The following is a 23,787-nucleotide window of genomic DNA, read 5'->3' as shown; positions in this document are numbered from 1 at the left end:
CCTTAGGAAGGATCGACCAAGAACAAAGGTTGATCAAATTCTACCGGAGACGAATCGTCTACCAAAATCTTTACGATCTTACCAGATACTTCAGACTCAATGTCGTTAAAGAGTTTCATGGCCTCGATTACACAAAGTACATCGCCTTTACTAATGTTGGAACCTACCTCTACAAAAGGATCTTTGTCTGGAGAAGGCTTGCGGTAGAAGGTACCAATGATCGGAGATTTAACCGTAATGTATTTGTCATTTTCCTCGGCTGCCGGGGCGGCTGGGGTCGCTGGTATTGCCGGAGCGGCCTCTGGAGCAGGGGCAACGGGTATAGCGGGGGCCTGGGCCATAGGAATTTGCTGGATAACGGTAGTTTCTGGGGCACTACCACCGGCAGCTCCCGTACGAATGGTGATCTTAAAGTCTTCCATCTCCAGTTTCACCTCACTCGCACCGGATTTGGACACGAATTTGATGAGGCTTTGAATTTCTTTAATATCCATTTTATTAGGTTTTGTTAGTTGAACGTTTTTTATGTAAAGGGCGATAAGTTACGAATTATAGGCCCATTTTAAGAATATGGAGCCCCAAGTGAATCCACCACCAAAGGCAGCGAATACCAAATTGTCGCCTTTTTTGAGTTTTGACTCATAATCCCAAAGGAGTAGGGGTAGTGTAGCCGAGGTGGTATTACCATAGCGTTCTATGTTCATCAACACCTTCTCTTCAGAGACTCCCATGCGCCTTGCCGTAGCATCAATAATACGTTTGTTGGCCTGGTGGGGTACCAAATAAGCCACATCTTCATGAGACAATTGATTGCGCTCCATAATATTGGCAGCGGCATCGGCCATATTGCTTACAGCGAACTTGAATACGGTTTTTCCGTCTTGGTAAACATAGTGCTGGTTGTTCTTTACGGTCTCTTCAGAGGCCGGAAGCAAGGAACCACCCGCAGCAATGTTCAATGATTCGCGCCCATAGCCATCAGACCGTAGGTATTCGTCTTGTAGACCCAAACCTTCGTCATTAGGCTCTAACAATACGGCCCCACCACCATCACCGAAAATGATACAGGTGGTACGGTCGGTATAGTCGATTATTGACGACATTTTGTCGGCACCGATCAACAATACTTTTTTATAACGCCCCGATTCTATATAGGCCGCAGCGGTCGAGAGTCCGTATAGGAAACTGGAACAAGCGGCTTGTAGATCGTAGCCAAAGGCATTGTCGGCACCGATAACACTTCCTACATAAGCAGCAGTAGAGGCTACTAATATATCTGGGGTGGCCGTGGCACAAATGATACAATCTATTTCCTTGGGGTCGAGGTTTTTCTTCGCAATAAGATCTTCGGCCGCTTTGATGGCCAAATATGAGGTGCCTTTACCTTCTTCCTCCTTCAAGATCCTGCGCTCTTTGATACCGGTACGGGTGGTAATCCACTCATCATTGGTATCTACCATGGTTTCTAGTACTTTGTTACTAAGTACGAATTGAGGTACAAAGCCTCCCACAGCGGTAATGGCTGCTGTTTTTCTGCTCATAGTTCTAGGTAGGTTTTTATGAAAAACTCTAAAAAAGCATCCGAAAATTGGCGAAAATTAATCAATTTTTCGGACTTGGGGATGGATTGAGTGGGCATTTTGAATTTTAACACAATCCATAAAAAAACTCCCGCTTTTTTCTTAAAACGGGAGTTATATGGTAAGGTCAGTGCCTGCTTAGGCTACTTCTTCCTCTGCTTTGTCGATCAAAACCTGGCCACGGTAATATAGTTTTCCTTCGTGCCAGTGGGCCCTGTGGTACAAGTGCATCTCACCAGTAGTTGGGTCTTGTGCAATAGTAGGGGCAACCGCTTTATAATGCGTCCTTCTCTTATCTCTTCTAGTTTTGGATATCTTCCTCTTAGGATGTGCCATGGTAACTTATTTATCCGTTAACAATTTCTTTAATGCGTCCCAACGGGGATCGTTTTCGTCTTTATCTTCTTTTTGTTCTTTGGGGGCCAGGGCCTCCAAACGCTCCATTATCTCAGAATCTAAGGTGCCGTCCAATACCTTGGGGTGCACCCGTTTCGCCGGAACCGCCAACACCAACATTTCGTATACATATTGCGCGATGTTTATTTGGAATTCCCCTCGGGGTATGATCAATATCTCGTCGTCCTCATCATTATACTCCTCCCCAAACTTTACAACCAATTTCATTTGGCCGTTAAGGGGTTGGTCGAAAGGTTCGTCGGAGACATCGCAAGAGAGGTTTACACTTCCCTTGGCCTCTAATTCCAATTCCAGCATGGTATTCATTTTGTTCAACTGCACCGCTACAAATAGATCAGCACTGTGAAACTCATGATACCCAAATTCTTCAAAGAACGCGTTGGTTACCTGATAGTCAAACTTGTGTTTTCCAAGTTTTAAGCCCGAAAAAGCAATCGAAAAATCTTTCTTTTTCATGGGTGACATCATTTAACTCCTTGCCAAAAGGCGGGTGCAAAGATATTATTATTTTGTGAAAACCCAACTAATTCCCTGAAAATTAATCGGATCAGGGAAAGGGGGTGTACTACTTGGTTTCAAACTTAGTCCACTAATTGGTGAATATCTACTTTCAAGGTGGCTTTTTGGGCCGTGGCCATCCAAAAGTTATAGGTATTTCCCCAACTTGCATCTACCTGTGCCGGCCTGGCGAAATTTTCTAGATCGGTATTGACTTGGTCCAGTTTTTCTGTAGATAGGGCCTCTGGCGAGACGATTATGGCCAAGGCCGTAAATTCTTTTTGTGCTTGGGTGTGGTCGGGTATTCGGGGACCATGTTCGGCAATAAGATCTTGGGCCGTGAGCGTAGTAAAGCCGTCGGCGGTAAATTGCCCGAATTGATTCCCAGGTTTAGGGTTTTGGGCCACCTGTATGGATTCCAACTCATCGGGGCCGATCAATCCCATCATATAAAGCTCCACATTGCTGTAGGGTACCGAGTTGCCCCCGTTGGCAAAGGTGCCAAAGCCGTTCTGACCTTCCATTTTTCCTTGATAGCTACCGTTTTCCAGAGTAACGAATTCGTCGAAACCACCGAGTTGACCGCCTGTGGAAGCGTAGCCCCAATGGCCCCACACCGTAGTTTCAATAAAACCGTGATTGGCCCAATAATGTGCAATCTCATGTAAGAACGGACCGCTTTTTACATATTCGGTACGAGGCATGAACAGTACACTCTTTAAACGGCCTTTAGATCCGTAGGCGGCGGTATTGTCATATACATTTCCGCCCAACCCTTGGGTTGGGTTCTGCACCGTATGGTTAATGCCATAATAGCCGAGATTTTCGGGTTGGTCTTCGGCCACGGCCAATATGAAGACAAAATCGTAAACATCGTCCAAATGGGTATAGATCGTTTTGGTGACGGCTTTAAAATCGGCCTGGTCTTCTAAAAATTTTTGATATTCTGATTGCGGAAGGATGTAGTTGACAAAACGGTGGTCTTTATCTAAAATTAGATTATCGGCCAAGGTAACACTACCCGCAGGTAGCTCGTTTCCGTTATCATTTTCTGTAGCATCATCATCCGGGTTTTCCGGATTCGGATTTTCTAAGGGTTCCTCGGTTTCCGAACCGTTTTCCAATAGGCCTTCCAACTCATCTTGGGAACAGGCACTAACGACAAGTAGCGTAAGGATCCAAAAAGTGGTACGGATCCAGCTAGGGTAAGCAGGGTTTTTCATTTCAAGGTGATATAGGTGTTACCTAAACGCCGAAACCCCACGGCTTATTTCCCTCTTTTCTGTTTTTTCAGCGGATTGGCCGAAAGCTGTTTGAATTCTTCACGGTTTTTGAAGATACGCAGGGCACTAAATAGGGCTTCTTCAAAGGAGCCCGGGTCGGCCTTACCTTTACCGGCAATTTCGTAGGCGGTACCATGATCGGGCGAGGTACGCACCTTTTCCAATCCGGCGGTAAAATTCACCCCTTTTCCAAAGGCCAAGGTCTTAAACGGAATCAGTCCTTGATCGTGATAGGCGGCCAAAATACCATCGAAGGCTTTGTATCCGTCCGAGCCAAAAAAGCTATCGGCCGAGTAGGGCCCGAAAACCATACTCCCTTTTTCGGATAACTCCTTTATGGTAGGTTTTAATACCTCTTCATCCTCTTTGCCAATAACCCCATTATCGCCACTATGCGGATTAATGCCCAACAAGGCGATCTTGGGTTTTCTGATGGCGAAATCCATGCGGAGTGAACGCTCCATAGCGGCCACTTTTTCCTTGATTACCTCAGGGGTAATGGCCTGGGCCACCTCGCTAACCGCAATATGATCAGTAAGCAATCCTACACGTAAGCCATCGGAAATCATGAACATGAGGCTGTTTCCTTCAAGCTCTTGGGCCAAATAATCGGTATGGCCCGGAAAACTGAAGCGTTCCGATTGTATGTTGTTCTTATTGATCGGTGCGGTCACCAATACATCTATGGCATCTTCCTTCAATGCTTTAACAGCAGCCTCCAAAGAGCGGATGGAATACTCACCAGCTTCTTCCGTAGCTTCACCAAACTGGGTGCGGGGCGATTCCTTCCACACATTTACCACATTGATCTTGCCATCAATGGCTTGGCTGGCTTCATTCACACCTTGGTATTTGATCTCTATGCCTAAGGCCTTTTTTTGAAAGGCTACGGTTTTACTTGAGGCGAAAATTACGGGGGTACAAAAATCGAGCATGCGGTTATCGGCAAAGGTTTTGAGTACGACCTCACAACCAATTCCGTTTAAATCCCCAATACTTATCCCTACTTTCACTTTTGCGGTTTCCTGCATGCTTTTATTGGCTACTTTTACAGCTACAAAATTACTTAATTAAAACGATATGTTTACCGGGATCATTGAATCGTTGGGCAAGGTGCAACAACTCGAAAAAGAAGGCAGCAATCTGCATATTACCATTACTAGTAGTTTGGCGCCTGAACTTAAAATAGATCAAAGTGTGGCGCATAACGGGGTCTGCTTGACCGTGGTTTCGCTTACCGATACCTCTTATACCGTTACCGCTATTGAAGAGACCCTTGAAAAAACCAGTTTGAACGATTTGGTCGTTGGCGATGTGGTAAACTTGGAAAGGGCTATGAAAATGGGTGCCCGCTTAGACGGACATATCGTTCAGGGGCATGTAGACCAAACCGGACAATGTACCGCCGTCGAAGAAAAGGACGGCAGCTGGTTCTTTAGTTTTGAATACGATTCCCAATTGAACAACCTAACCATAGAAAAAGGTTCCATTACTATAGATGGCACCTCTTTGACGGTGGTTAACTCTGGTTTGAATACCTTTCAAGTAGCCATTATTCCTTATACTTACGAACATACCCGTTTTCACACCTATGCTTCGGGAACTGTGGTGAACCTAGAGTTCGATGTTATAGGCAAGTATGTGGCCAAAATGATGGAAGCTAGGGGGTAAGTGGCTAAAATCGATAAGACTGTTGCGAACTGGTATTCGCTCTAATGCCATGAGTATGGCTTAGTATCCGATTAAAACCTTAAACAACTCCACAACCAAACCCCTAATCAAGGCGTTCTTTCAAAGGTGTTTTTGGTCGTTTATCCGTGCTTTTTGGCCAATTGCCTTAAAGTGGGCATTTTGGCGTGTTTTGCCGAAAGTCCCAATAAAATGAGAATAAAAACCATAGTTGTCATACTGATTGTCCTTGCGGGATGTGCCAGTACCCAAACCCAATACGAAAGGGAGTATAGACGTATATGGCGCGAAATGATAAAATCGGAAGCTTGGGCCAATTCCTTGGCCATGAATACCGTATCGTCCCAGGCAGAAAAACTACCTGAAAATGAAGCGGAAGCTATAAAAATGGCCTTTGATGCCCACGAAGATGCCAAGGATGCGGTTGACCCGGTATCCCAAAACCCGAGCCCGTATACCTTATTCTTTAAAGATTACGATACTATGGTATCCCAGGCTTATTTCAGCATTTTGGCCCAGGCCGAAGAAGCCGATGAACGTTTGGAATTGGAATATCGTAATACCGAGATACAGGCTAAAGATCCACATTATCCAAAAGATGAGGCCTTTGATGAGAAACGGAAAACCATTATGCAGCGGTATCAGGCGCATCGTAAAATGCTTGAGGGTTTAAAGGCTTGGGATATTTTCTCGGAACGTCGCTCTGGCGATCTGCGTTATTTTAAGGCCGAAAACCTACAGGAGGTCTATGCCATGAAACTGCAAAACCAGCCTTCGGATAAAATCGTTGATTTTTTGGTATATAAACTGGCCGATCTCTATCATTTCGAGTAAGCTTGGTATTATTTTGCCTTTACCGTCTAGCAATAACTATCTTGTGGTCAAATTGATGTTATGTCGGTAAAAGATGCCTTGTTCGCGTTTTGTGAGGGTTTTGTACAGGAACGGTTAGATCGAATCCGGACTAGGATTACGGCCGTGGAAGCTTCTTTGGGCAGTGAGACCAAAAGTTCTGCCGGGGACAAACATGAGACCGGTAGGGCCATGGTGCAATTGGAACGCGAAAAATTGGGCATGCAGTTGGCCGAGGCCGAAAAAATGCAGCAATTAATGGCCAAGGTGCCTAAGAACAGCTCCAGTTCTACTGTGAGCTTGGGCAGTTTGGTCAAGACTAATGCCCAAAGGTACTTTTTGAGCATCTCGGCAGGGGCATATACCCAAGATATGGTTACCGTATATTGTGTTTCGCCGGCCACACCCATAGGTCGGGGGTTATTGGGTAAAGCTGTTGGTGACAGTTTTGTTTTTAATGGGAAGACTATCGAAATCTTTGAAATAAGCTGATCTATGCGGGTATTGACGATCATTTTTCTGGCATTCATGGCAGGGGCTTGTTCCCAAAACAAGACCCGGATCAAGGTGCTTTTTGTGGGTAACAGCTATACCTATTATGAAAACCTGCCCCAAATCGTTTCCATTATTTCCGACAGTAGCCATACCAAGCTGGTCACCAAAAAAAGTGTAGCTGGTGGGGCTTTTTTAAGCGATCATTGGCATAGACGACATGGTTTGGATACCCGAACCAAAATAGCCGAGGGCAATTACGATGTCGTGGTATTGCAAGAACAAAGTCTGGCTGCCATACGAAGGCCCGATAGCCTAAAAAAATATGTGCGTTTGTTTTCAGATTTAATAAGGGAGTCTGGTGCCCAAACTTATTTGTACGAAACCTGGGCACGTAAATCGGCCCCTGAACAACAGACTGTAATTTCTGGGGTCTATACTAGTATCGGACAAGAAGTAGGGGCCAATGTAGTTCCTGTGGGCCGAACTTGGGCCAAAATACAGCAGCAGTACCCACAATGGGATCTGTACGATACCGATGGTAGCCATCCCAGTCGTTGGGGTACCTTTGTAACGGCCTGTGTTTTTGCCCATACCCTTTTAGGGGAATTACCCGAGCATATGGAAGACGAGTATGTGGTTTTAGACCATGAAGGTGAACAGGTACGTTTACTTTATATTCCGCCCGAACAGATCCAGATCGCCAAAAGTATTATCGTAACGGGGCAATAATCATTCCCTAAGCTTCCCCGTAAGTACGCTTACCTTGTTGGTAAAAGGATTTCCGGAAGCCCGTCGCATGGATACGACTTGCCCGCAATGCCAAAGTGCGTCGGATATGGGGCCGTTAATTAGGTTCCAAAAGGGGAATTCCGTCGACTTTTCGCCGCGTTTAAAAACAATTTTATAAGGTTCCAGGTTGTTACTTTTACGAACTAACTCGGCACAATGGGCCAAGGTGTTCAGGGTGTTCGCCCGTAATTCGTCAAAGGTCATTTCGGGTACTTTTTGCCCGGTGTTGGGTTTTTCTTCGATTGCATTGCGTATTACGGTACAGAGGTCGTAAATATGTTCTATAGTCTGCCTGCTTGTTCGGGCCCCATCGCTAGGCTGGTAGGCCAAATCTTTTTCGGTAAGTCCTTCCGAAGCCCAATAATACCGAAAGCCCAAACCATCTATCATACGGGCGGCCACTTCGGGCCCGGAATAGGCTGCGGTTGGGGTGGTCAATTCCCTATAAGGTAAATCGGAAGTTGGGTTTTGAGCCATAATCAGTACAGAAAATAATAAGGTGATTCCAACGAAAAATGAACGTAGCATATCAATACTTTTTTCTAAATATAAGGACTTAACCGTCTAGATTGGGTTTCTTTCGGTACAGTTTCTTTTGGGAAGCTTTTTGTTTGTCGCGTTTCCTTTTTTCTTTAGAAGCTCTACTGGGTTTGGTCTTTTTCCGCTTTTTCGGTACGCTCAAACCTTGTTCCAATACTTTGAAAAATCGTGTTATGACCAGGTCTTTATTCTTGTGTTGGGAGCGGGTTTCATCGCAATGCAAATGGAATATCCCATTTTTATCGATACGGTTTTTCCACCGAAGCAGCAGTCGTTCTTTTTCCAAATCGGAGAGCCCTTGTGATGAGGTTGGTTCAAATTCTAGACTTACCCGGGTAGACACCTTATTAACATGTTGGCCACCGGGGCCACTGCTTTTGCTGGTCTTAAACCGTAGTTCGGAATGTATACGACTTTTATCCATGGTTTAAGGAGCCGGTCTATTGCCTATGCGTTCGGTGAGTATTTCCAAAGGGATATTCAAGAAAACCTCCTGACCTTCCTCTAATGGAAGCGGGGCATTGAAAAACAGGGTGAGCATAGCTTCCATGGTTTGGGCCTCATATAAGAAATACGACCCCATATAATAACGTGCTTTAATGCGTACGGCCAAACCCGAAGTTTCGGAGACATAGAATTCGTGCGGATACACCAAAAGATCCATGTCCATTTTGGCATAGGGCTTTAACAGCTTTATGGGTATTTCGTTTACATCGCCAAAGAGCTCGGCCACGGCCTTAATTTTCGGGTTACGATACAGGTCTACAGGGTCGCCTTGGGCAAAAATTCCCTGGTCTTTCAGCAAAACCAAAGTATCGGAAAAGGGTAGCACGTCTTCGGGGTCATGGGTAGCCACCAAAACGGTTATGCCCTGATTGCGGGCATGGCCAAAAATATTACGGCGTAAACGGTTTTTCTTAAAAGTGTCTATTTGTCCGAAGGGTTCGTCCAATAACAGTACTTCGGGCTCTTGGGCCAAGGCGCGGGCCAAGGCTACTAATTGTTGTTGACCACCACTTAGGCTTTTTACCTTCCGTTGGGCCAAAGCTTGCATCTCGATCATGTCCAAAAGCTCGTTGGTACGCCGTTGCAAAAGCGCTGGGGTATGGGCCGAGAGGTAGTACGCAATATTTTCGACTACGGTCAAATAGGGCATAAGGCCTAGATCTTGGGCCAAATATTTCATTTGGGCGTGGCCGGGCAAAAGATTGCGCGAAGGGCCATAAAGGGGCACTCCCTGCCAGCTGATCTGGCCTTCGAACTCATGCAGCCCATAAATAAGCTGTAACAAGGTACTCTTTCCACAGCCGCTTTGTCCCATAAAGGAAACATGGGAACCGGCCTTAATATTTATCGAGACCGAATCTAAGATAACCGCATTGGGCCTGGAAAAGGATAGCTTCGCTATACTAAGCATTTTACTCAAGGTTGATTTGGGGTGACCTTTCTTATTCTTTAAACGATTTTAGAACCGATTTGTTGGGCAGCTCCCCATAGCCCATATTAAATAGGGTAAACCCAAAAATATCGGCATATTGTTCTATGGTCTTGCTCACCGGGGTACCTGCACCGTGCCCGGCATTGGTTTCAATACGGATTAAAGTAGGGTTGCTTCCGGTTTGATGTTCTTGCAAACTGGCGGCAAACTTAAAACTATGGGCGGGCACCACTCGATCGTCGTGATCGCCCGTGGTAACCAAAGTCGCAGGATAGGCCACATTGGGCTTTACATTATGTACCGGGGAATAGCCTTTTAGGTATTGGAACATTTCGGCATTGTCTTCGGCCGTGCCATAATCATAGGCCCAGCCTGCCCCAGCCGTAAAGGTGTGGTAGCGTAGCATATCCAAAACCCCAACAGCGGGTAGAGCCACCTTCATAAGATCGGGGCGTTGGGTCATAGTGGCGCCGACCAAAAGTCCGCCATTAGACCCGCCACGAATGGCCAAATGTTCCGAAGAGGTATAATTGTTTTCGATAAGGTATTCCGCGGCGGCTATAAAATCGTCGAACACGTTCTGTTTTTGCATTTTGGTTCCGGCATCGTGCCATTTTTTTCCGTATTCGCCACCACCCCTTAGGTTAGGTACGGCGTAAATGCCCCCTTGCTCCATCCAAACGGCATTACCGATACTGAAAGAGGGGGTCAGACTTACGTTAAACCCACCATATCCGTACAAAATCGTTGGGTTTTTACCATTGCGCTCCACGCCTTTCTTATAGGTGATGATCATAGGCACCTTGGTACCATCTTTAGAGGTGTAGAAAACTTGTTCTGAAGTATAATCGTTCGGATTAAAGTCGATATCGGGTTGCCAATAGACCTCATAGTTTCCGCTTTCTACATCGTATTTATAGGAGGAAGAAGGCGTATTGTAATTGGTAAAATAGAAATAGAATTCTTTATCTTCTTTTTTTCCTCCGAAGCCGGAAGCCGATCCTACACCGGGCAACTGTACTTCACGCACTTTATTGCCATCATAATCGTATTGATACACTTTGGATATGGCGTCTACCATATATTCGGTAAAGAAATAACCACCTCCGGTACTGGGCGAGAGCACATGTTCAGTCTCCGGTATAAAATCGACCCAATTTTCTGGGGCTGGGTTAGCGGCATCTACGGTTACTATTTTTTGGTTGGGGGCATCCATATTGGTTACCAACCAAAGTTTACTACCTTCGTTTTCGAGTACATAGGTATCGGTATCGCTATGGTCTAGTATAGTGACAAAATCGCTGTTGGGGTCGTTTAGGTCTTTCATCAACAGTTTATTACCCGAGGTTGAGGTACGCGGATACACAAACAAATAGCGGTTGTCGTCAGTAACGCCACCATTAATGTATCGATGTTTTTCGGCCTCCGTACCCCCATAGATCAATTCGTCTTCACTCTGGGGAGTACCCAGTTTATGGAAATAGAGTTTGTGTTGATCGGTCTTGGCCGACAGTTCACTACCATCGGGTTTGTCGTAACTTGAGTAATAGAAACCTTCGTTACCACGCCACGACATCGCACTAAACTTTACATCTATAATGGTGTCGCCAACTTGCTCTAGGGTTTCGGTGTCTTTTACGATAACCTTACGCCAATCAGATCCGCCTTCGGATATAGAGTAGGCCACTAGCGACCCATCTTTGGTAAAATTGACCCCGCCCAAAGAGGTGGTGCCATCTTCCGAAAAACCGTTGGGGTCTAAAAATACTTCAGCTTCACTAGCCCCTTCCTTTTTACGATAGAGTACGTATTGGTTCTGTAAACCGTCGTTTTTATAAAAATAGGTATAGTCCCCTTCCTTAAAAGGACGGCCCACTTTTTCGTAGTTCCAAAGACTTTCGAGACGTTGTTTTAGTTGCTCACGAAAAGGAATGTTCTCCAAATAACCAAAGGTCACTTCGTTTTGTTGTTTTACCCAAGCTTCGGTTTCGTCACTGCGGTCGTCTTCCAACCAACGATAGGGGTCAGGTACTTGGGTGCCAAAGTAGGTGTTTACGGTATCTACTTTAGTGGTGTTCGGATAGGTCACTGTTATTTCTTTTTTGGTCGTGTTTTCTTGGCAGGCAAGTATACTAAGTAAGCTTAGTGTTAAGAGGTATCTTTTCATGATGCCGGATTTTGATATGCCCCTAAAATACGGCAAAACCTTGGTACAGTTGAAAAACCATACCAAGGTTTAAATAGTTTTAACGTATGTGCTTTAGGGTATTTTTCGAGGGTTAAACCCTAAAATACCGATAATTTTAGGCGTTTACCAATTGGTTTTCGACCAAATACTCGGCAATTTGAACCGCATTGGTGGCGGCACCTTTTCTTAGATTATCGGCCACGATCCACATATTCAAACTATGGCGTTGGGTTTCATCCCTACGGATGCGTCCTACGAAAACCTCGTCTTTATCATGGGCATGTATGGGCATGGGGTAGGTGTTGGTGGCCGGGTCGTCTTGTACCACGACACCTGGTGTTTCTGATAACAACCTACGCACTTCCGAAAGTTCGAAGTCTTTTTCGAACTCAACGTTCACCGACTCGGAATGTCCACCAGCTGTGGGTATACGAACCGCGGTAGCCGATACTGAAAAAGTACGGTCGTCCAATATTTTTTGAGGCTCCCGTGCCAGTTTCATCTCTTCTTTGGTATAGCCATTTTCCAAAAACACATCGCAATGGGGCAAGGCATTTTTACCAATAGGGTACGGATAGGCCATTTCGCCCTCGACCCCGGCTAATTCGTTTTCCATTTGGCGTACGGCTTTTACCCCTGTACCGGATACGGACTGGTAGGTAGAAACCACTACTCTTTTCATTCCAAAGGCTTTGTGCAAAGGCGCTAGGGCCATTACCAACTGAATCGTAGAACAATTGGGATTGGCAATGATCTTATCTTCTGGGGTCAGTACATTGGCATTGATCTCGGGTACTACCAATTTTTTGGTTGGATCCATGCGCCAGGCACTGGAATTATCGACCACAACGGTACCGACTTCGGCAAATTTTGGGGCCCATTCCAAAGAGGTGTCGCCTCCGGCCGAAAAAATGGCGATATCTGGTTTGGCGGCAACGGCGGTCTGCATACCGATTAAGGTATATTCGGCATCATTATAGGTCATTTTCTTTCCTACGGAGCGTTCCGAGGCTACCAATAACAATTCGCTTATTGGAAAATTACGTTCGGCCAAAACCTTTAGCATCACATTGCCCACCATTCCGGTGGCACCGACCACAGCTACTTTCATCTTATATCAATTTAAACCCCCATAGGGCTATTCTTAGACAAAGGTAGCTATTGAATACTTTCGGACAACCGAAAAATGAAAGTATTAACTATATGTAACAAAAAGTTATAAATAAAACAATAATTCGAAATTAAGAGGGGTGTCTTTTGTCTTTTTGAAAGTAGACAGGGTGTTTATTCCCTTAGTTTTAGTTGAAATGGCGCCCAGTTTTTGGCATTACCATCATAGCCTTTGGTCGGACTAATCATTTCTAAGGTTTCGGTGGTAAAGCGGATCAAAAGCATGTCTTCTTCATCTGGATAAAAACGTTCCCAACCCTTTTTCCATTTGGTGGCCTTGATTTTGGGGTCGTTTACCAATTCGGCCGTACCCATTAGGGAAACATAGCTTAGGTTGTTGCGGTCAAAATAATGCAAGGTGACTTGCGGATGGGCCTTGATCTGATCCACTTTTCTACTATTGGGGTTGGTGGCCATCCATACCGTGAACAAGCCCTCGGGTACGAAGGGTTCCACCACCCGGGCCCGGGGCATTCCGGTCTCATCTACAGTGACCAATGTACAGTAATAGGCGGCATCGATATGTTGTAGGGCCGTGGCCATGGCCTCTTTTTCCAATTCGGAAAATTGGGTGCGTTCCGTTTTTGGGGAATCGGTGTTACCGCATCCGTTTAAAACAAGCACAATAAAAATTAAATAAAGGGTATTTCGCATGGGGTAGTGGTAATAAACCAAGACAGTCGAAGTACGTATAGACCTAACCTCGACTGCCTGCCTGTGGGTTTACAGAGCGTTTGGTTTAACAGTATTAATCCTTCTTCAGCAAATCGCGAATCTCGGTCAATAGATCTTCTTGGGTAGGTCCGGCCGGTGGTGCAGGGACCTCTTCTTCTTTACGCTTCATTTTATTAATGCCCTTAACGAGCATGAACATCACAAAGGCCACAATGATAAAGTCGATCACATGGGTTAGGAAGGTACCGTACTCCAAATACACTTCGCCAACCATTTCCCCGGCATCGTTGGCCACGCCATCCTTTAACTTCATACGTAGGCTTTTAAAGTCCGAATCGAAGATCAATCCGATCAATGGGGAAACGATCCCGCCGGTAAACGAGGTAACGACTTCCTTAAAAGCAGCACCCATAACGAAACCTACGGCGATATCGACCAGGTTCCCCTTCATGGCAAATTCCTTGAATTCCTTAAGCATATTCTAGTGTTTAATTGGTTACTGGATAAGTCATATTTAAAATAAGATAGCCTCCAATCTAAATCTTTTGTAATTGGGTCTATCAGCGTTAGTTCGTAACTGCAAAATACGAAATTTGAAGAATGACCTTCATTAGTAATGTCCAATAAATGCCTTGAAGGTGATTCGCTATTAAGGGTGTTAGGGAATTATTTTCCTGGTTATCCGTTGCGAAATTCCGGTTATGAGTTCATACGAGATACTTTGGGTGGTCTCGGCCAATCTGTCCGCTCGAGATTCGGGACCGAAAACCAAAACCTCGTCCCCTTCTTGGCATTCTAATCCACTTATATCTACCATGATCATATCCATACAGACATTGCCAATGATCGGGGCCTTTTTACCTTGAATGGTCACATAGCCTTTGCCGTTACCGTATTGTCTTCCTATACCATCGGCATGGCCTAAGGGGAGGGTGGCTATAGTTTGGTAATGCGGGGCCTTGTAGGCACGGTTGTAACCCACACTTTCGCCGGGTTCTATGCGATGTATTTGTGAAATGCAGCTTTTTAGTTGGGCAATGGGCCGCAAATGATGGTCGAATTGGGGGTCGTTACCAAAACCGTACAAACCTATGCCCGAACGTACCATATCGAAATGGGCTTCCGGATAGTTCAAAATACCGGAAGTATTTACCAAATGCCGCATGGGCCGTATACCCAAGGTTTGGTTAAAATCCTCAGATATTTTTTGGAATTGGGCGATTTGTCGTCTGGTAAATTCAACTTCATTAGGGTCTTCCGTAGCTGCTAAATGGGAAAAAATCGATTTTATCTCCAAAGGGGAACCTAGTCCTAAATTTTTGGCGATCCATGCCACATCATTTTCCCAAAATCCCAAACGGTTTAGCCCGGTATTGAATTTAATATGAACCGGATAGTGTGTTTCCCTTGGGCCGACCTCCTTCTTAAAAGCCTCCAAAATACGGGGCGAATAGAGGGCGGGTTCCAAACCATGGTCTATCAATTCCCCAAAATGGGACGGCAGTGGGTGCAATACCAAAATGGGTAATTGTATCCCGGCCTTTCGAAGCGCCACCCCTTCAGCTGTATAGGCCACGGCCAAATAATCGGCACCCAGTTGTGCTAACCGTTGGGCAATGGCCACGCTTTCGCTACCATAGGCAAAGGCCTTTACCACCCCTAAAAAACGGGTGTTTTCCCCGATTTTACTTTTTAGGTATTTAAAATTATGGTCTAGATGTTTAAGATGTATCTCAAGAACGGTTTCCACTAGCCTTCTTTTTGGTCCGAAAGTCGTTCGGGCGAATCCACCTCCATTTGGTTAACTTTTTGGATCAGGTTGGCCTTGTAATAGGCCGCCCTACTCAAGGGTTCGTATTCTTCGGTCTCACCCAACAAGACCAAACTGTCGTCGTTGGATTTTCGGTGACTAAATTGCGCCAGATTTCCCGTATGGGTGCAAATGGCATGTACCTTGGTCACATATTCTGCCGTGGCCATTAAATTGGGCATGGGACCGAACGGATTGCCTTTAAAATCCATATCGAGACCAGCAACGACCACCCGAATGCCCATATTGGCCAAATCGTTACATACCCCCACAATGGCTTGGTCAAAAAATTGGGCCTCGTCTATGCCCACTACCTCACAGTCTTTTGCGAGCTCTAGAATTCTAAGGGCGTTGGGTACTGGGGTAGACCGAATCTCATTGGCATCGTGAGACACCACCTTGGCATCGTCGTAACGGGTATCGACCATGGGTTTGAATATCTCTACCTTTTGTTTGGCAAAGTTGGCCCGTTTCAATCTTCGGATCAATTCTTCGGTTTTACCCGAAAACATGGAGCCACAGATTACTTCGATCCAGCCGAACTGTTCTTTATGGTTTACGGTATTTTCAAGAAACATTTTGTAATTTTAGACGGTTGATCGCGTTTGAAACCTTGCCTTAGTTCAGGCGAGGCGCTCCCAAAGCAGCCAAGCTTAGGGGAACATGATTCGAAATAAATTGTTGTTCAAGCTGCCCCGATATTGGGGTAGAAACCAATGAACGGCCCATTTCGATCTTCGCGCAATTATCGAGTAAATGTATTAAAAAAAGATGGCCCTTGGCCAGCCTAGTCGATTAAGTTATAAAGACAGCTGGTAGGGGCAAGAAGTAGAAGTAGTTAATCATGAAGGGAAAGTTACAGGATGAGATGATCCGATTGTGTACGGATATCATTACCTCTAGGGATGAAGCGGATATTCCCCTTTTATATACCCGTGCCAAAGATCTTTACGAAAAATTGGCCGTTTTAAAGTTTATTGAGGAAAAACTGGGAGACATAGAGATCGATGTCTCCAAAAATGCGGTGGCCTCTAAGTTTGAACTTTTGGCCAATGCCGTGTTAAGTGGTAATACTGCCGTACCGGAAAATAATCCGCATGACGAGGATATTATTACCCCGGGTATGGATACCATTAAGGGCTTTGTGTCTGAAATGCCAAAGGTGGATGATATGTTGTCGGAGTTCGCGGCAGAGCCCAACTTTATGAAGAACGATAAAGAGCTTTTTGAGCCCCAATTACCTAAGAATCCCGCACCGGAAACTTTGGAGAACCCAGGGCCGAAAAGCTTGAACGACCGTTTGACCAAAGAATTGAAAGTGGACCTTAACGACCGCTTGGCCTTTGTAAAACATCTGTTCAATGGTAGTACCGAAGATTTTAACCGGGTAATATCGCAATTGAATACGATTGATAGCGAAGAACGTTCCATTGCCTTTTTGGACAATATGGTAAAACCCGACTATAACCAATGGCAGGGCAAGGAAGAATACGAGAGTAGGCTGTTGTCATTGATCAATCGCAAGTTCTCGTAGCCCTTTTTACGAGACCCACAGTTTAGAACCAATACCCTAAAGGCCAATTAGGCCCAAATATAAACCAATGCCCATCGTGTTTCGTGGCGGTTATACGTGGGTGCCTAAATGTAAACACATGAATTTTCAGAAAATCGCTTATTGGGTGGCGACAGGCTTGCTCTGTGCCATGATGTTATTGTCCGTGGGCATGTATTTCTTTAATTACGAAGAAGTGGCCCAGGTCTTTGAAGCTACGGGATATCCTACCTATGTTATTTATCCGTTGGCCGTGGCCAAATTGTTGGCTGTTGGCGTTATCTTATACAACCAATGGAAACTTGTAAAGGAATGGGCCTATGCCGGTCTATTCTTCGATTTTGTCTTGGCCTTTTTTGCCCATTATATGATCGGTGACGGTGAAGGTGGCGGGGCTATTGTCGCAACTATTCTACTGCTGGTTTCCTATTTCCTAGGGAAAAAGGTGCGGCCATAAGTTTATTCGTTGGGGTTCCTAGATTTTCGAAAGGCTTGAAGCATTGGGGCCTTTCCATTTCCTAATGTTTATTTTTGCGCTTTCAATTTGTAATTCATGGGAAAACTGTTCGTAGTGCCCACCCCGATCGGTAATTTGGCCGATATGGGATACAGGGCGGTTACCGTCTTAAAGGAGGCCGATTTGATCCTGGCCGAAGATACCCGTACCAGTGGTAAACTTTTGGGGCATTATGGCATTGATACACCCATGCAATCGCACCATATGCACAACGAGCATAAAACCGTGGACACCTTGGTGAGACGTATACAAAACGGGGAAGTACTGGCCTTGATTTCCGATGCGGGTACCCCGGCCATATCCGATCCCGGATTTTTGTTGGTGCGGGCCTGTGTGGCCGAAGGTCTAGAGGTAGATTGCCTGCCTGGGCCCACCGCTTTTGTGCCGGCCTTGGTGAATAGTGGCTTGCCCTGCGATAAATTTGTTTTTGAAGGATTTTTACCAGTTAAAAAGGGAAGGCAGACCCGTTTACAACTGCTGGCCGAAGAAACCCGTACCCTAGTCTTTTATGAATCCCCCCATAAATTGCTAAAGACCTTAGGTCAGTTTATCACCTTTTTTGGTGAAGACCGGCCCATATCGGTAAGCCGGGAGCTCTCAAAATTGCATGAAGAAACCATTCGGGGGACCGTAGCCTCTGTTTTGGAGCATTTTACACAAACACCGCCCAAAGGGGAATTGGTGGTCGTTGTCGGGGGGAAGCCGAAGTAGCGTGTTCATTTATTATGTATATCGGTGTTATCTAGAATTACGGTCTCTGTAATACCTAGGGCTACGCGGTGGAATTGATGTACTATACCATAGAACAAGGAACTTTGTAGAAAAAACACCGAAAATGGTCGATAAAGTCCATTTAGATATCCTGTAGATTGGAACAATCTTTGCTTCGTACTTGCCATTAGAAATTAGATCAATATGCAAAAATGGTTTCTGGTATGGGCGTTGTTGTTGCAATTTCCACAACTAAGTGGGCAAACCATACAATCAAGTAGTTATGGTACTAGGGCGTATATCAAAGCCAATGGGATCATTCAAAACAGTAGCTATAAAACGGTAGGCTATATTAAAGGTGATGGCCGCATCCAAAATGCCAGTTATACCACCATTGGTTATATTAAAGATGATGGTCGAATTCTAAATAGTAGTTATAATACCCAAGGTTATGTAAACGATAGCGGAAGGGTTCAAGATAGCAGCTATAACACCTTGGGATATATAAAGACAGATGGAACCGTACAGAATAGCAGTTATGCTACTATCGGATACGCCAAAGGGGTAAAAACAAGCTGGGCTGCCGTACTTTTTTTCTTTTTCAAAATGGACGAAAGTGACTAAGTCGAGTTCTTGCCAAAATTTATACTGGCTCTTTAGAACCGTAACAAATATTTGTTAACAACAACTGGTCACGACGCTTTTCCAAACGGTGCTTCGCGAAAGGCACTGGCCGATTTACCGGTCATACGCTTAAAAAACCTACTGAAGTGGGCCGGGTCGTTAAAGCCCAATTCATAGGCGATTTCCTGGGTTTGCTTGTCGGTATACAGCATAAGGCGTTTGGCTTCTAGGGCCAATCTATCTTGTATGATCTGTTGTGGCGATTTTTGATTGTAGATCGAAAAAAGGTTCGAGAGGGTTTTGGGCGATTTGAACAGCATATCGGCATAGTCCGAGACCTTTCTTTTTTCGCGGAAATGCATATCGACCAAAAAGTTGAACTTTCGAATAATATCGATTTGGTCGTTATCGAGTTTTTGTACGATCAATTGGTCTTTGGCCAAACGGGTACACACAATAATCAATCGCTTGAGTAACATCTGCAGCATATCGCCTTGAATATTATCCGAGGTACTGAATTCGTCTAAAAAGACCTCGTGCAAGGTTTCGAATTTGCGACACTGTTCCGGTGGAATGGTCATGACCGGTAGATCTTGGGTGCCAAAAAACAAAATGCCATTACACGATACTTCGGCATCATGGTCGGCGATACAATAGAACTCCCGGTTGAACAAAAAAGCGGTAATCGGTAGGTGGGCCTCATCAAAAGATAATTGGTGTAGATAGGTGGTGGTCATCAATTGGTTGGGCCCTAAAGGAATTTGCTCCCCATCGATTTGTAGGCAAGTGCTTTCCGTATTGCGGTTCCATAAAATATAGATGGTGCCTTCCAAAGTTGAAAAGTGGGGTTGTTCTTGTCTAATATCGTCGGTAAAACCTAGTATGGAACCTAATTTGGGGTTGTGGTATTCGTATCGCATGAGGGTTTAGTCAGTAATCTTTTAAAGGCCTTACTTTTTAAATATCCTGGCCATAATGGGCGATAATTACTCCGTTTAAAGTCCGTTAGCCCCCATCCGTATAAAAAAATTCGGAAACCAAGGGGGTTGGACTACTTTACGGTGGTATTGCTAAACGAATATTTCCATGAAACTGTTTTCCAAGTTGATTGTACTTGCCTTGCTAATGTCCAACGGTATGTTGTTAGGGCAGCAAGTAGACAACGGCTTCTCTGAAAAGAAATTTTATTTTACCGCTTGGGGCGATGTGAACCAGGGTCCTAACAAAACCAAAGCCAGTGAGGCCGAACAGCGTAAGCGTCTTAAGCGATTGGCCGATGCCGGAATTACCGACTTGTTACCCCATGCCAGTGTAGAACGACTAAAAGAATTGGTGCCCTTGGCCAAGGAGTATGGTATTCGTGTGCATGCGTGGCATTGGATGATGAATATTGGTGGACTTAAAGAAGCCCAAGAACACCCGGAGTGGTTTTCGGTAAATGCCCTGGGTCAGAACTGTAAAGACTATAACCCTTATGTAAGTTATTATAAATTTTTGAGTCCTTTCTCCGAAGGGGCCCGTGACTTTATTAAAAGAAGGGTGAAGGAGAAAGCCCAGATTCCGGGTATTGCCTCGGTGCATTTTGATTATATCCGTTTTGTGGACATAATCCTTGGAGCCGACCTTCAAAAGAAATACAAGCATAAAGGCGGGCCTTTGGTACAAGACCATTTAATGCCTGAATACGATTTTGGGTATCACCCCAATGCCCGTAAACAATATAAGGAATTGTTCGGTGTAGATCCTATGGATCTTGATGATAGGGCCGAAAACCCGGCTTGGCAGCAATTTCGAATGAACGCCATTTCGTCTTTGGTAGACGAATGTGTAGATATCGCCCATGAGTATGGTGTGCCTACATCGGCTGCCGTTTTCCCTTTTCCGCAACTGGCAAGGGAATATGTGCGCCAAGATTGGGGCCATTGGAAAGTAGATACCTTTTTCCCTATGGCTTACAAAAAAGACCATCAAGGTAATGTGGGTTGGGTAGGTTTTGCCACCAAAGAAGGGGTTCGTGATCTAGATGAAGGACAAGATTTGATTACCGGAATCTTAAACGGACACTATGGCGATAATTATGACGATTTTGAAGAAGCGATCATTCAATCACAAAAGAATGGGGCCAAGGGTATTTCGTTCTTTACGGCCGGATCCTTGGATGACAAACACCTCGCTTTGATCAAAAAATACAATATGATCTTTAACCAGTAAGTGTAAAATATAGGCCTGTAACGGGCTAATGATTGTTGTTTAAGTTAGTAGTTGAAGTTAAGGGCCTCCACCTCAGGGGCCTTTTTCTATGACCGGCCCAAGATGCGGTGGAGAAGTAGTTGTGTACCTTCCACCGCCCTTAAAGCCGGGGAATCGTTAAGGTTACCAATAGATATTATTCTAATTTTAACCGGATGTTTTGTCAAAAATCAGGGTAGCCCCGTTTTCATCTAAAAGGGTCAATAGTTCTTTGGTAACACTTTTAAGGGTTACCTTTAGGGTCTGTCCTGCGGCTGTTATTGTCAAGTCATCGCCGGTTATGGTATAATTGGCCGAAATTGTAGGTTGGGCTTCGCAACTACCATTGTTATCTTCATGAAAAGCTAAAGTAGCCGTACCGTTGGGAGTAAAACTTACGGCACTTTTTTTCTCACAGGCAGAATAACTTCCCGGTGTTCTGGACTCTTGATACCAGGTGCCCATGGTCAATAATTCTTGTGTAGATAAGGTTTCCCCGCCGCCGTCGTCGTCACTGCTGCACGAATAGCATAGGCCGGCGGCGATACATAGTGAAATTAGTGTCTTAACCGTTTTCATAATATATAGATTTAGTGTTTTCGCATTGCTACGGGGAACTAAACCTATTGTTCTGCGGGGGAACAACAATAAGAAGTGTGTAAATGTATACTGGGGAAAAGGTCGTATACTGTTCATTTGTAACAATATACTGGTGATATGTAACCAAAAAAGAAAAATCCCTACAGTTAAAGTATGGCTGTAGGGATTGTTGTTAGGTTGTAAACAAACACTAATCGTTATATGGGGCAGCTCTCTATTTCGGTTACCCTTAAGGTGTTTACCATTCCTTTTTCCTTGATGGGCATGGCGGCCAAACTCACCAGCATATCGCCAACCTCCAAGAAACCTTTTTTACAGGCAATGGCGTTTACATCTTCTATAGTTTCGTCTGTAGACACATATTTATCATAATAGAAGGCTTTTACCCCCCATAACAGATTCAGTTGGGTAAGTATGCGTTTATTGTGGGTAAAGACCAAAATATGCGACTTGGGTCGCCAAGCGGAAATCTGAAAGGCGGTATAGCCACTATTGGTCAAGGTAGAAATGGCCTTGGCATCGATTTCGTTGGCCATTAAGGCAGCGTGATAACAGACCGATTTGGTAATGTATCGCTTGGTCTTGATATGTGGCGGATTCTGCGGCACTTTAATAAGCTCGGAGTGTTCAACACTTTCTAAGATACTCGACATTTTTTCGATTACCTGCACAGGGTAGTTACCTACAGATGTCTCACCAGATAGCATTACGGCATCGGCACCATCCATAACCGAGTTGGCCACATCGTTTACCTCGGCCCGGGTAGGCGTAAGGCTGGTAATCATGGTCTCCATCATCTGGGTGGCGATAATAACCGGAATACGGGCCTGTTTTGCCTTTAATACCAGGTGTTTTTGAATCAAGGGAACCTCTTGGGCTGGAATTTCCACCCCTAGATCACCACGGGCTACCATTAAACCATCGGCATAGTTTACAATGGTATCGATATTTTCGACCGCCTCGGGTTTTTCGATTTTGGCAATTATTGGAATCTTGTGGTCGGAGTGCTTTTTGATCAGTTCTTGAAGGTCGATCAAATCTTGGCTAAAGCGTACGAAAGATAGGGCGATCCAATCTACATCTTGTCCAATGGCAAATATGGCATCCTTAATATCTTTTTCGGTTAGGGCCGGAAGCGAGATATCGGTATTCGGAAGGTTCACCCCTTTTTTAGAACGTAAGGGCCCGCCTTGGATCACTTTGGCCTTTACCGCATCTTTACCATTGGTTTCGGCCACTTCGAAGATGAGTTTACCATCATCTAAAAGTATGCGCTCTCCAGGCTTTACGTCGCGCGGAAAGGCTTCATAGTTCATGTACACCTTTTCGGTATTGCCTTCGAAAGGTTCCCCGGTCTGAAAAGTAATTTCATCGCCAGGGGCAACAACTACCTCGCCAGACATGACACCAACCCTAAGTTTTGGTCCTTGAAGATCGGCCAGAATACCTACAGTGGCATCCATTTCTTCATTCAGTTCGCGAATCATTTGGATACGTTCGGTAACATCGTCGTAACTGGCGTGTGAGAAGTTGATCCTAAATACATCTACCCCGGCATTGATCATATCCCTAAGCACTTCCTTTTTACTGGTGGCTGGCCCTAGGGTCGATACTATTTTGGTTCTTTTCTTATCTGGCATTCCTAAAAAATTAGATTGTTCTTTGATTTGAGTCCCTCTGGGTCAATGGCATAGGCCGTAACCACTTGGGGGATTTCACGTATTTTTTCTAAAAAGCCCGACTCGTCGGGTTCTTGTTGCATTTTAATTAAATAGTCGGCCCTTGGATGTTCCGGAACCAAGTTATAGGTTACATTGCGTATACCTTCACTAAAAAGCCCCGCACCAACAACTTTTTCCTCTTTTCTGCATTTGTTGGTAATCAGGGTAATGGTACGGCCCAAGGCTTGGTCTTCATATTCGAAGCACGAAAAACATGCGGTGCCCATATCCAAATCTACCTCGGTACGCATGAGCCGTATATCGGCATGCTCGTTAAGCCGGTAGGCCAAACTATGGTCTTCCAAACTACAGTGCAAGGCCAATAGTCCGAATGGCTCCCATGCTTCTTCATAAAAATCCAAGGATAGTTTATGGACGGTTCCCATGCTACTAGACTAAGTGGTAAATA

28 protein-coding genes are annotated in these 23,787 nt (G+C 44.9%); 9 read left to right on the top strand and 19 right to left on the bottom strand.

Annotated features, from left to right (window positions below; translation table 11 throughout):
- Positions 1–2 precede the first annotated feature (2 nt).
- The 6 genes from accB to pdxA form a co-directional block, all read right to left on the bottom strand.
- On the bottom strand, positions 3–494 hold the full coding sequence (gene accB, locus B7P33_RS06730) for an acetyl-CoA carboxylase biotin carboxyl carrier protein (protein ID WP_097441200.1): 492 nt from the start codon (positions 492–494) through the stop codon (positions 3–5).
- Positions 495–542: 48 nt separating this feature from the next.
- Positions 543–1,541 carry a beta-ketoacyl-ACP synthase III gene (locus tag B7P33_RS06725; protein WP_097441199.1) on the bottom strand — a complete coding sequence of 333 codons (999 nt, stop codon included), beginning with the start codon at positions 1,539–1,541 and terminating at the stop codon, positions 543–545.
- Positions 1,542–1,718: 177 nt separating this feature from the next.
- Positions 1,719–1,916, bottom strand: coding sequence for a 50S ribosomal protein L32 (gene rpmF / locus B7P33_RS06720; protein WP_097441198.1), 198 nt, complete (start codon positions 1,914–1,916; stop codon positions 1,719–1,721).
- A 6-nt stretch (positions 1,917–1,922) separates the two neighbouring features.
- The gene (locus tag B7P33_RS06715) at positions 1,923–2,453 is read right to left on the bottom strand and encodes a YceD family protein (protein WP_097441197.1); all 531 of its coding nucleotides are present in this window, start codon (positions 2,451–2,453) and stop codon (positions 1,923–1,925) included.
- A 125-nt stretch (positions 2,454–2,578) separates the two neighbouring features.
- On the bottom strand, positions 2,579–3,718 hold the full coding sequence (locus B7P33_RS06710; RefSeq protein ID WP_097441196.1) for a hypothetical protein: 1,140 nt from the start codon (positions 3,716–3,718) through the stop codon (positions 2,579–2,581).
- A gap of 44 nt (positions 3,719–3,762) precedes the next feature.
- A complete protein-coding gene (gene pdxA, locus B7P33_RS06705) occupies positions 3,763–4,809 on the bottom strand; it encodes a 4-hydroxythreonine-4-phosphate dehydrogenase PdxA (RefSeq protein WP_097441195.1) in 1,047 nt (348 codons plus the stop codon).
- A 49-nt stretch (positions 4,810–4,858) separates the two neighbouring features.
- Here pdxA and B7P33_RS06700 point away from each other — a divergent pair, with 49 nt between their 5' ends.
- The 4 genes from B7P33_RS06700 (at position 4,859) to B7P33_RS06685 (ending at position 7,543) form a co-directional block, all read left to right on the top strand.
- On the top strand, positions 4,859–5,449 hold the full coding sequence (locus B7P33_RS06700; RefSeq protein ID WP_097441194.1) for a riboflavin synthase: 591 nt from the start codon (positions 4,859–4,861) through the stop codon (positions 5,447–5,449).
- 210 nt (positions 5,450–5,659) lie between these two features.
- Entirely contained in the window at positions 5,660–6,301 is a 642-nt protein-coding gene (locus tag B7P33_RS06695) for a hypothetical protein (RefSeq protein ID WP_141402405.1), read from the top strand.
- Positions 6,302–6,361: 60 nt separating this feature from the next.
- Positions 6,362–6,811: a GreA/GreB family elongation factor gene (locus tag B7P33_RS06690; RefSeq protein ID WP_097441192.1), complete on the top strand. Its 450-nt coding sequence runs from the start codon at positions 6,362–6,364 to the stop codon at positions 6,809–6,811.
- 3 nt (positions 6,812–6,814) lie between these two features.
- Entirely contained in the window at positions 6,815–7,543 is a 729-nt protein-coding gene (locus tag B7P33_RS06685; protein WP_097441191.1) for an SGNH/GDSL hydrolase family protein, read from the top strand.
- Here B7P33_RS06685 and B7P33_RS06680 read toward each other — a convergent pair whose 3' ends face one another.
- From B7P33_RS06680 to B7P33_RS06640, 9 genes are all read right to left on the bottom strand, one after another.
- The gene (locus tag B7P33_RS06680; RefSeq protein ID WP_097441190.1) at positions 7,544–8,131 is read right to left on the bottom strand and encodes a DinB family protein; all 588 of its coding nucleotides are present in this window, start codon (positions 8,129–8,131) and stop codon (positions 7,544–7,546) included. It lies immediately after the preceding gene.
- A gap of 28 nt (positions 8,132–8,159) precedes the next feature.
- Positions 8,160–8,567, bottom strand: a complete 408-nt coding sequence (gene arfB / locus B7P33_RS06675) for an alternative ribosome rescue aminoacyl-tRNA hydrolase ArfB (RefSeq protein WP_097441189.1) — start codon at positions 8,565–8,567, stop codon at positions 8,160–8,162.
- Positions 8,568–8,570: 3 nt separating this feature from the next.
- Positions 8,571–9,560, bottom strand: coding sequence for an ABC transporter ATP-binding protein (locus B7P33_RS06670; protein ID WP_097441188.1), 990 nt, complete (start codon positions 9,558–9,560; stop codon positions 8,571–8,573).
- Between the two features lie 31 nt (positions 9,561–9,591).
- The gene (locus tag B7P33_RS06665) at positions 9,592–11,748 is read right to left on the bottom strand and encodes a prolyl oligopeptidase family serine peptidase (protein ID WP_097441187.1); all 2,157 of its coding nucleotides are present in this window, start codon (positions 11,746–11,748) and stop codon (positions 9,592–9,594) included.
- Between the two features lie 136 nt (positions 11,749–11,884).
- Positions 11,885–12,880 carry an aspartate-semialdehyde dehydrogenase gene (locus B7P33_RS06660; RefSeq protein ID WP_097441186.1) on the bottom strand — a complete coding sequence of 332 codons (996 nt, stop codon included), beginning with the start codon at positions 12,878–12,880 and terminating at the stop codon, positions 11,885–11,887.
- Positions 12,881–13,053: 173 nt separating this feature from the next.
- Positions 13,054–13,593 carry a pyridoxamine 5'-phosphate oxidase family protein gene (locus tag B7P33_RS06655; RefSeq protein WP_097441185.1) on the bottom strand — a complete coding sequence of 180 codons (540 nt, stop codon included), beginning with the start codon at positions 13,591–13,593 and terminating at the stop codon, positions 13,054–13,056.
- Positions 13,594–13,687: 94 nt separating this feature from the next.
- Positions 13,688–14,092, bottom strand: a complete 405-nt coding sequence (mscL, locus tag B7P33_RS06650) for a large-conductance mechanosensitive channel protein MscL (RefSeq protein WP_097441184.1) — start codon at positions 14,090–14,092, stop codon at positions 13,688–13,690.
- Positions 14,093–14,272: 180 nt separating this feature from the next.
- Positions 14,273–15,364, bottom strand: a complete 1,092-nt coding sequence (alr, locus tag B7P33_RS06645; RefSeq protein ID WP_097441183.1) for an alanine racemase — start codon at positions 15,362–15,364, stop codon at positions 14,273–14,275.
- Positions 15,364–16,002, bottom strand: a complete 639-nt coding sequence (locus tag B7P33_RS06640) for a thymidine kinase (RefSeq protein ID WP_097441182.1) — start codon at positions 16,000–16,002, stop codon at positions 15,364–15,366. The genes alr and B7P33_RS06640 overlap by 1 nt, the downstream gene beginning before the upstream one ends.
- A gap of 266 nt (positions 16,003–16,268) precedes the next feature.
- Here B7P33_RS06640 and B7P33_RS06635 point away from each other — a divergent pair, with 266 nt between their 5' ends.
- From B7P33_RS06635 to B7P33_RS06615, 4 genes are all read left to right on the top strand, one after another.
- Complete coding sequence (locus B7P33_RS06635; protein WP_097441181.1) at positions 16,269–16,958, top strand: hypothetical protein; 690 nt, start codon at positions 16,269–16,271, stop codon at positions 16,956–16,958.
- A 118-nt stretch (positions 16,959–17,076) separates the two neighbouring features.
- Positions 17,077–17,433: a DoxX family protein gene (locus tag B7P33_RS06630; protein WP_097441253.1), complete on the top strand. Its 357-nt coding sequence runs from the start codon at positions 17,077–17,079 to the stop codon at positions 17,431–17,433.
- Positions 17,434–17,529: 96 nt separating this feature from the next.
- Positions 17,530–18,204 carry a 16S rRNA (cytidine(1402)-2'-O)-methyltransferase gene (rsmI, locus tag B7P33_RS06625; RefSeq protein WP_097441180.1) on the top strand — a complete coding sequence of 225 codons (675 nt, stop codon included), beginning with the start codon at positions 17,530–17,532 and terminating at the stop codon, positions 18,202–18,204.
- Between the two features lie 204 nt (positions 18,205–18,408).
- Complete coding sequence (locus tag B7P33_RS06615; protein WP_097441178.1) at positions 18,409–18,828, top strand: 5-fold beta-flower protein; 420 nt, start codon at positions 18,409–18,411, stop codon at positions 18,826–18,828.
- A gap of 68 nt (positions 18,829–18,896) precedes the next feature.
- On the opposite strand, the gene B7P33_RS06610 is transcribed toward B7P33_RS06615, so the two are convergent.
- The gene (locus tag B7P33_RS06610; protein WP_097441177.1) at positions 18,897–19,748 is read right to left on the bottom strand and encodes a helix-turn-helix domain-containing protein; all 852 of its coding nucleotides are present in this window, start codon (positions 19,746–19,748) and stop codon (positions 18,897–18,899) included.
- 166 nt (positions 19,749–19,914) lie between these two features.
- Here B7P33_RS06610 and B7P33_RS06605 point away from each other — a divergent pair, with 166 nt between their 5' ends.
- Positions 19,915–21,039, top strand: a complete 1,125-nt coding sequence (locus tag B7P33_RS06605) for a glycoside hydrolase family 10 protein (protein WP_097441176.1) — start codon at positions 19,915–19,917, stop codon at positions 21,037–21,039.
- 186 nt (positions 21,040–21,225) lie between these two features.
- On the opposite strand, the gene B7P33_RS06600 is transcribed toward B7P33_RS06605, so the two are convergent.
- The 3 genes from B7P33_RS06600 to B7P33_RS06590 all read right to left on the bottom strand — a co-directional run bounded on the left by B7P33_RS06600 (position 21,226) and on the right by B7P33_RS06590 (position 23,764).
- Positions 21,226–21,636, bottom strand: coding sequence for a lipocalin-like domain-containing protein (locus B7P33_RS06600; RefSeq protein WP_172435873.1), 411 nt, complete (start codon positions 21,634–21,636; stop codon positions 21,226–21,228).
- Between the two features lie 218 nt (positions 21,637–21,854).
- Positions 21,855–23,297: a pyruvate kinase gene (gene pyk / locus B7P33_RS06595; protein WP_097441174.1), complete on the bottom strand. Its 1,443-nt coding sequence runs from the start codon at positions 23,295–23,297 to the stop codon at positions 21,855–21,857.
- Positions 23,298–23,299: 2 nt separating this feature from the next.
- Positions 23,300–23,764 carry an IPExxxVDY family protein gene (locus B7P33_RS06590; protein ID WP_097441173.1) on the bottom strand — a complete coding sequence of 155 codons (465 nt, stop codon included), beginning with the start codon at positions 23,762–23,764 and terminating at the stop codon, positions 23,300–23,302.
- Positions 23,765–23,787 lie beyond the last annotated feature (23 nt).

Source organism: Sediminicola luteus (assembly GCF_002514735.1).
In the GTDB taxonomy this organism is placed as follows: Bacteria; Bacteroidota; Bacteroidia; order Flavobacteriales; family Flavobacteriaceae; genus HQA918.
This window is presented reverse-complemented; position numbering and strand designations above follow the sequence as displayed.

What these genes read in the sequence shown, in the direction of transcription:
- B7P33_RS06610 (WP_097441177.1), bottom strand. Translation starts at nt 19,748, where the DNA reads ATGCGATACGAATACCACAACCCCAAATTAGGTTCCATACTAGGTTTT.
- B7P33_RS06710 (WP_097441196.1), bottom strand. Translation starts at nt 3,718, where the DNA reads ATGAAAAACCCTGCTTACCCTAGCTGGATCCGTACCACTTTTTGGATC.
- B7P33_RS06605 (WP_097441176.1), top strand. Translation starts at nt 19,915, where the DNA reads ATGAAACTGTTTTCCAAGTTGATTGTACTTGCCTTGCTAATGTCCAAC.
- pyk (WP_097441174.1), bottom strand. Translation starts at nt 23,297, where the DNA reads ATGCCAGATAAGAAAAGAACCAAAATAGTATCGACCCTAGGGCCAGCC.
- B7P33_RS06665 (WP_097441187.1), bottom strand. Translation starts at nt 11,748, where the DNA reads ATGAAAAGATACCTCTTAACACTAAGCTTACTTAGTATACTTGCCTGC.
- B7P33_RS06680 (WP_097441190.1), bottom strand. Translation starts at nt 8,131, where the DNA reads ATGCTACGTTCATTTTTCGTTGGAATCACCTTATTATTTTCTGTACTG.
- B7P33_RS06600 (WP_172435873.1), bottom strand. Translation starts at nt 21,636, where the DNA reads ATGAAAACGGTTAAGACACTAATTTCACTATGTATCGCCGCCGGCCTA.
- B7P33_RS06630 (WP_097441253.1), top strand. Translation starts at nt 17,077, where the DNA reads ATGAATTTTCAGAAAATCGCTTATTGGGTGGCGACAGGCTTGCTCTGT.
- B7P33_RS06660 (WP_097441186.1), bottom strand. Translation starts at nt 12,880, where the DNA reads ATGAAAGTAGCTGTGGTCGGTGCCACCGGAATGGTGGGCAATGTGATG.
- rpmF (WP_097441198.1), bottom strand. Translation starts at nt 1,916, where the DNA reads ATGGCACATCCTAAGAGGAAGATATCCAAAACTAGAAGAGATAAGAGA.
- B7P33_RS06685 (WP_097441191.1), top strand. Translation starts at nt 6,815, where the DNA reads ATGCGGGTATTGACGATCATTTTTCTGGCATTCATGGCAGGGGCTTGT.
- B7P33_RS06715 (WP_097441197.1), bottom strand. Translation starts at nt 2,453, where the DNA reads ATGAAAAAGAAAGATTTTTCGATTGCTTTTTCGGGCTTAAAACTTGGA.
- B7P33_RS06635 (WP_097441181.1), top strand. Translation starts at nt 16,269, where the DNA reads ATGAAGGGAAAGTTACAGGATGAGATGATCCGATTGTGTACGGATATC.
- mscL (WP_097441184.1), bottom strand. Translation starts at nt 14,092, where the DNA reads ATGCTTAAGGAATTCAAGGAATTTGCCATGAAGGGGAACCTGGTCGAT.
- accB (WP_097441200.1), bottom strand. Translation starts at nt 494, where the DNA reads ATGGATATTAAAGAAATTCAAAGCCTCATCAAATTCGTGTCCAAATCC.
- arfB (WP_097441189.1), bottom strand. Translation starts at nt 8,567, where the DNA reads ATGGATAAAAGTCGTATACATTCCGAACTACGGTTTAAGACCAGCAAA.
- B7P33_RS06655 (WP_097441185.1), bottom strand. Translation starts at nt 13,593, where the DNA reads ATGCGAAATACCCTTTATTTAATTTTTATTGTGCTTGTTTTAAACGGA.
- B7P33_RS06725 (WP_097441199.1), bottom strand. Translation starts at nt 1,541, where the DNA reads ATGAGCAGAAAAACAGCAGCCATTACCGCTGTGGGAGGCTTTGTACCT.
- B7P33_RS06695 (WP_141402405.1), top strand. Translation starts at nt 5,660, where the DNA reads ATGAGAATAAAAACCATAGTTGTCATACTGATTGTCCTTGCGGGATGT.
- pdxA (WP_097441195.1), bottom strand. Translation starts at nt 4,809, where the DNA reads ATGCAGGAAACCGCAAAAGTGAAAGTAGGGATAAGTATTGGGGATTTA.
- B7P33_RS06640 (WP_097441182.1), bottom strand. Translation starts at nt 16,002, where the DNA reads ATGTTTCTTGAAAATACCGTAAACCATAAAGAACAGTTCGGCTGGATC.
- B7P33_RS06590 (WP_097441173.1), bottom strand. Translation starts at nt 23,764, where the DNA reads ATGGGAACCGTCCATAAACTATCCTTGGATTTTTATGAAGAAGCATGG.
- B7P33_RS06690 (WP_097441192.1), top strand. Translation starts at nt 6,362, where the DNA reads ATGTCGGTAAAAGATGCCTTGTTCGCGTTTTGTGAGGGTTTTGTACAG.
- B7P33_RS06700 (WP_097441194.1), top strand. Translation starts at nt 4,859, where the DNA reads ATGTTTACCGGGATCATTGAATCGTTGGGCAAGGTGCAACAACTCGAA.
- B7P33_RS06615 (WP_097441178.1), top strand. Translation starts at nt 18,409, where the DNA reads ATGCAAAAATGGTTTCTGGTATGGGCGTTGTTGTTGCAATTTCCACAA.
- rsmI (WP_097441180.1), top strand. Translation starts at nt 17,530, where the DNA reads ATGGGAAAACTGTTCGTAGTGCCCACCCCGATCGGTAATTTGGCCGAT.
- B7P33_RS06670 (WP_097441188.1), bottom strand. Translation starts at nt 9,560, where the DNA reads ATGCTTAGTATAGCGAAGCTATCCTTTTCCAGGCCCAATGCGGTTATC.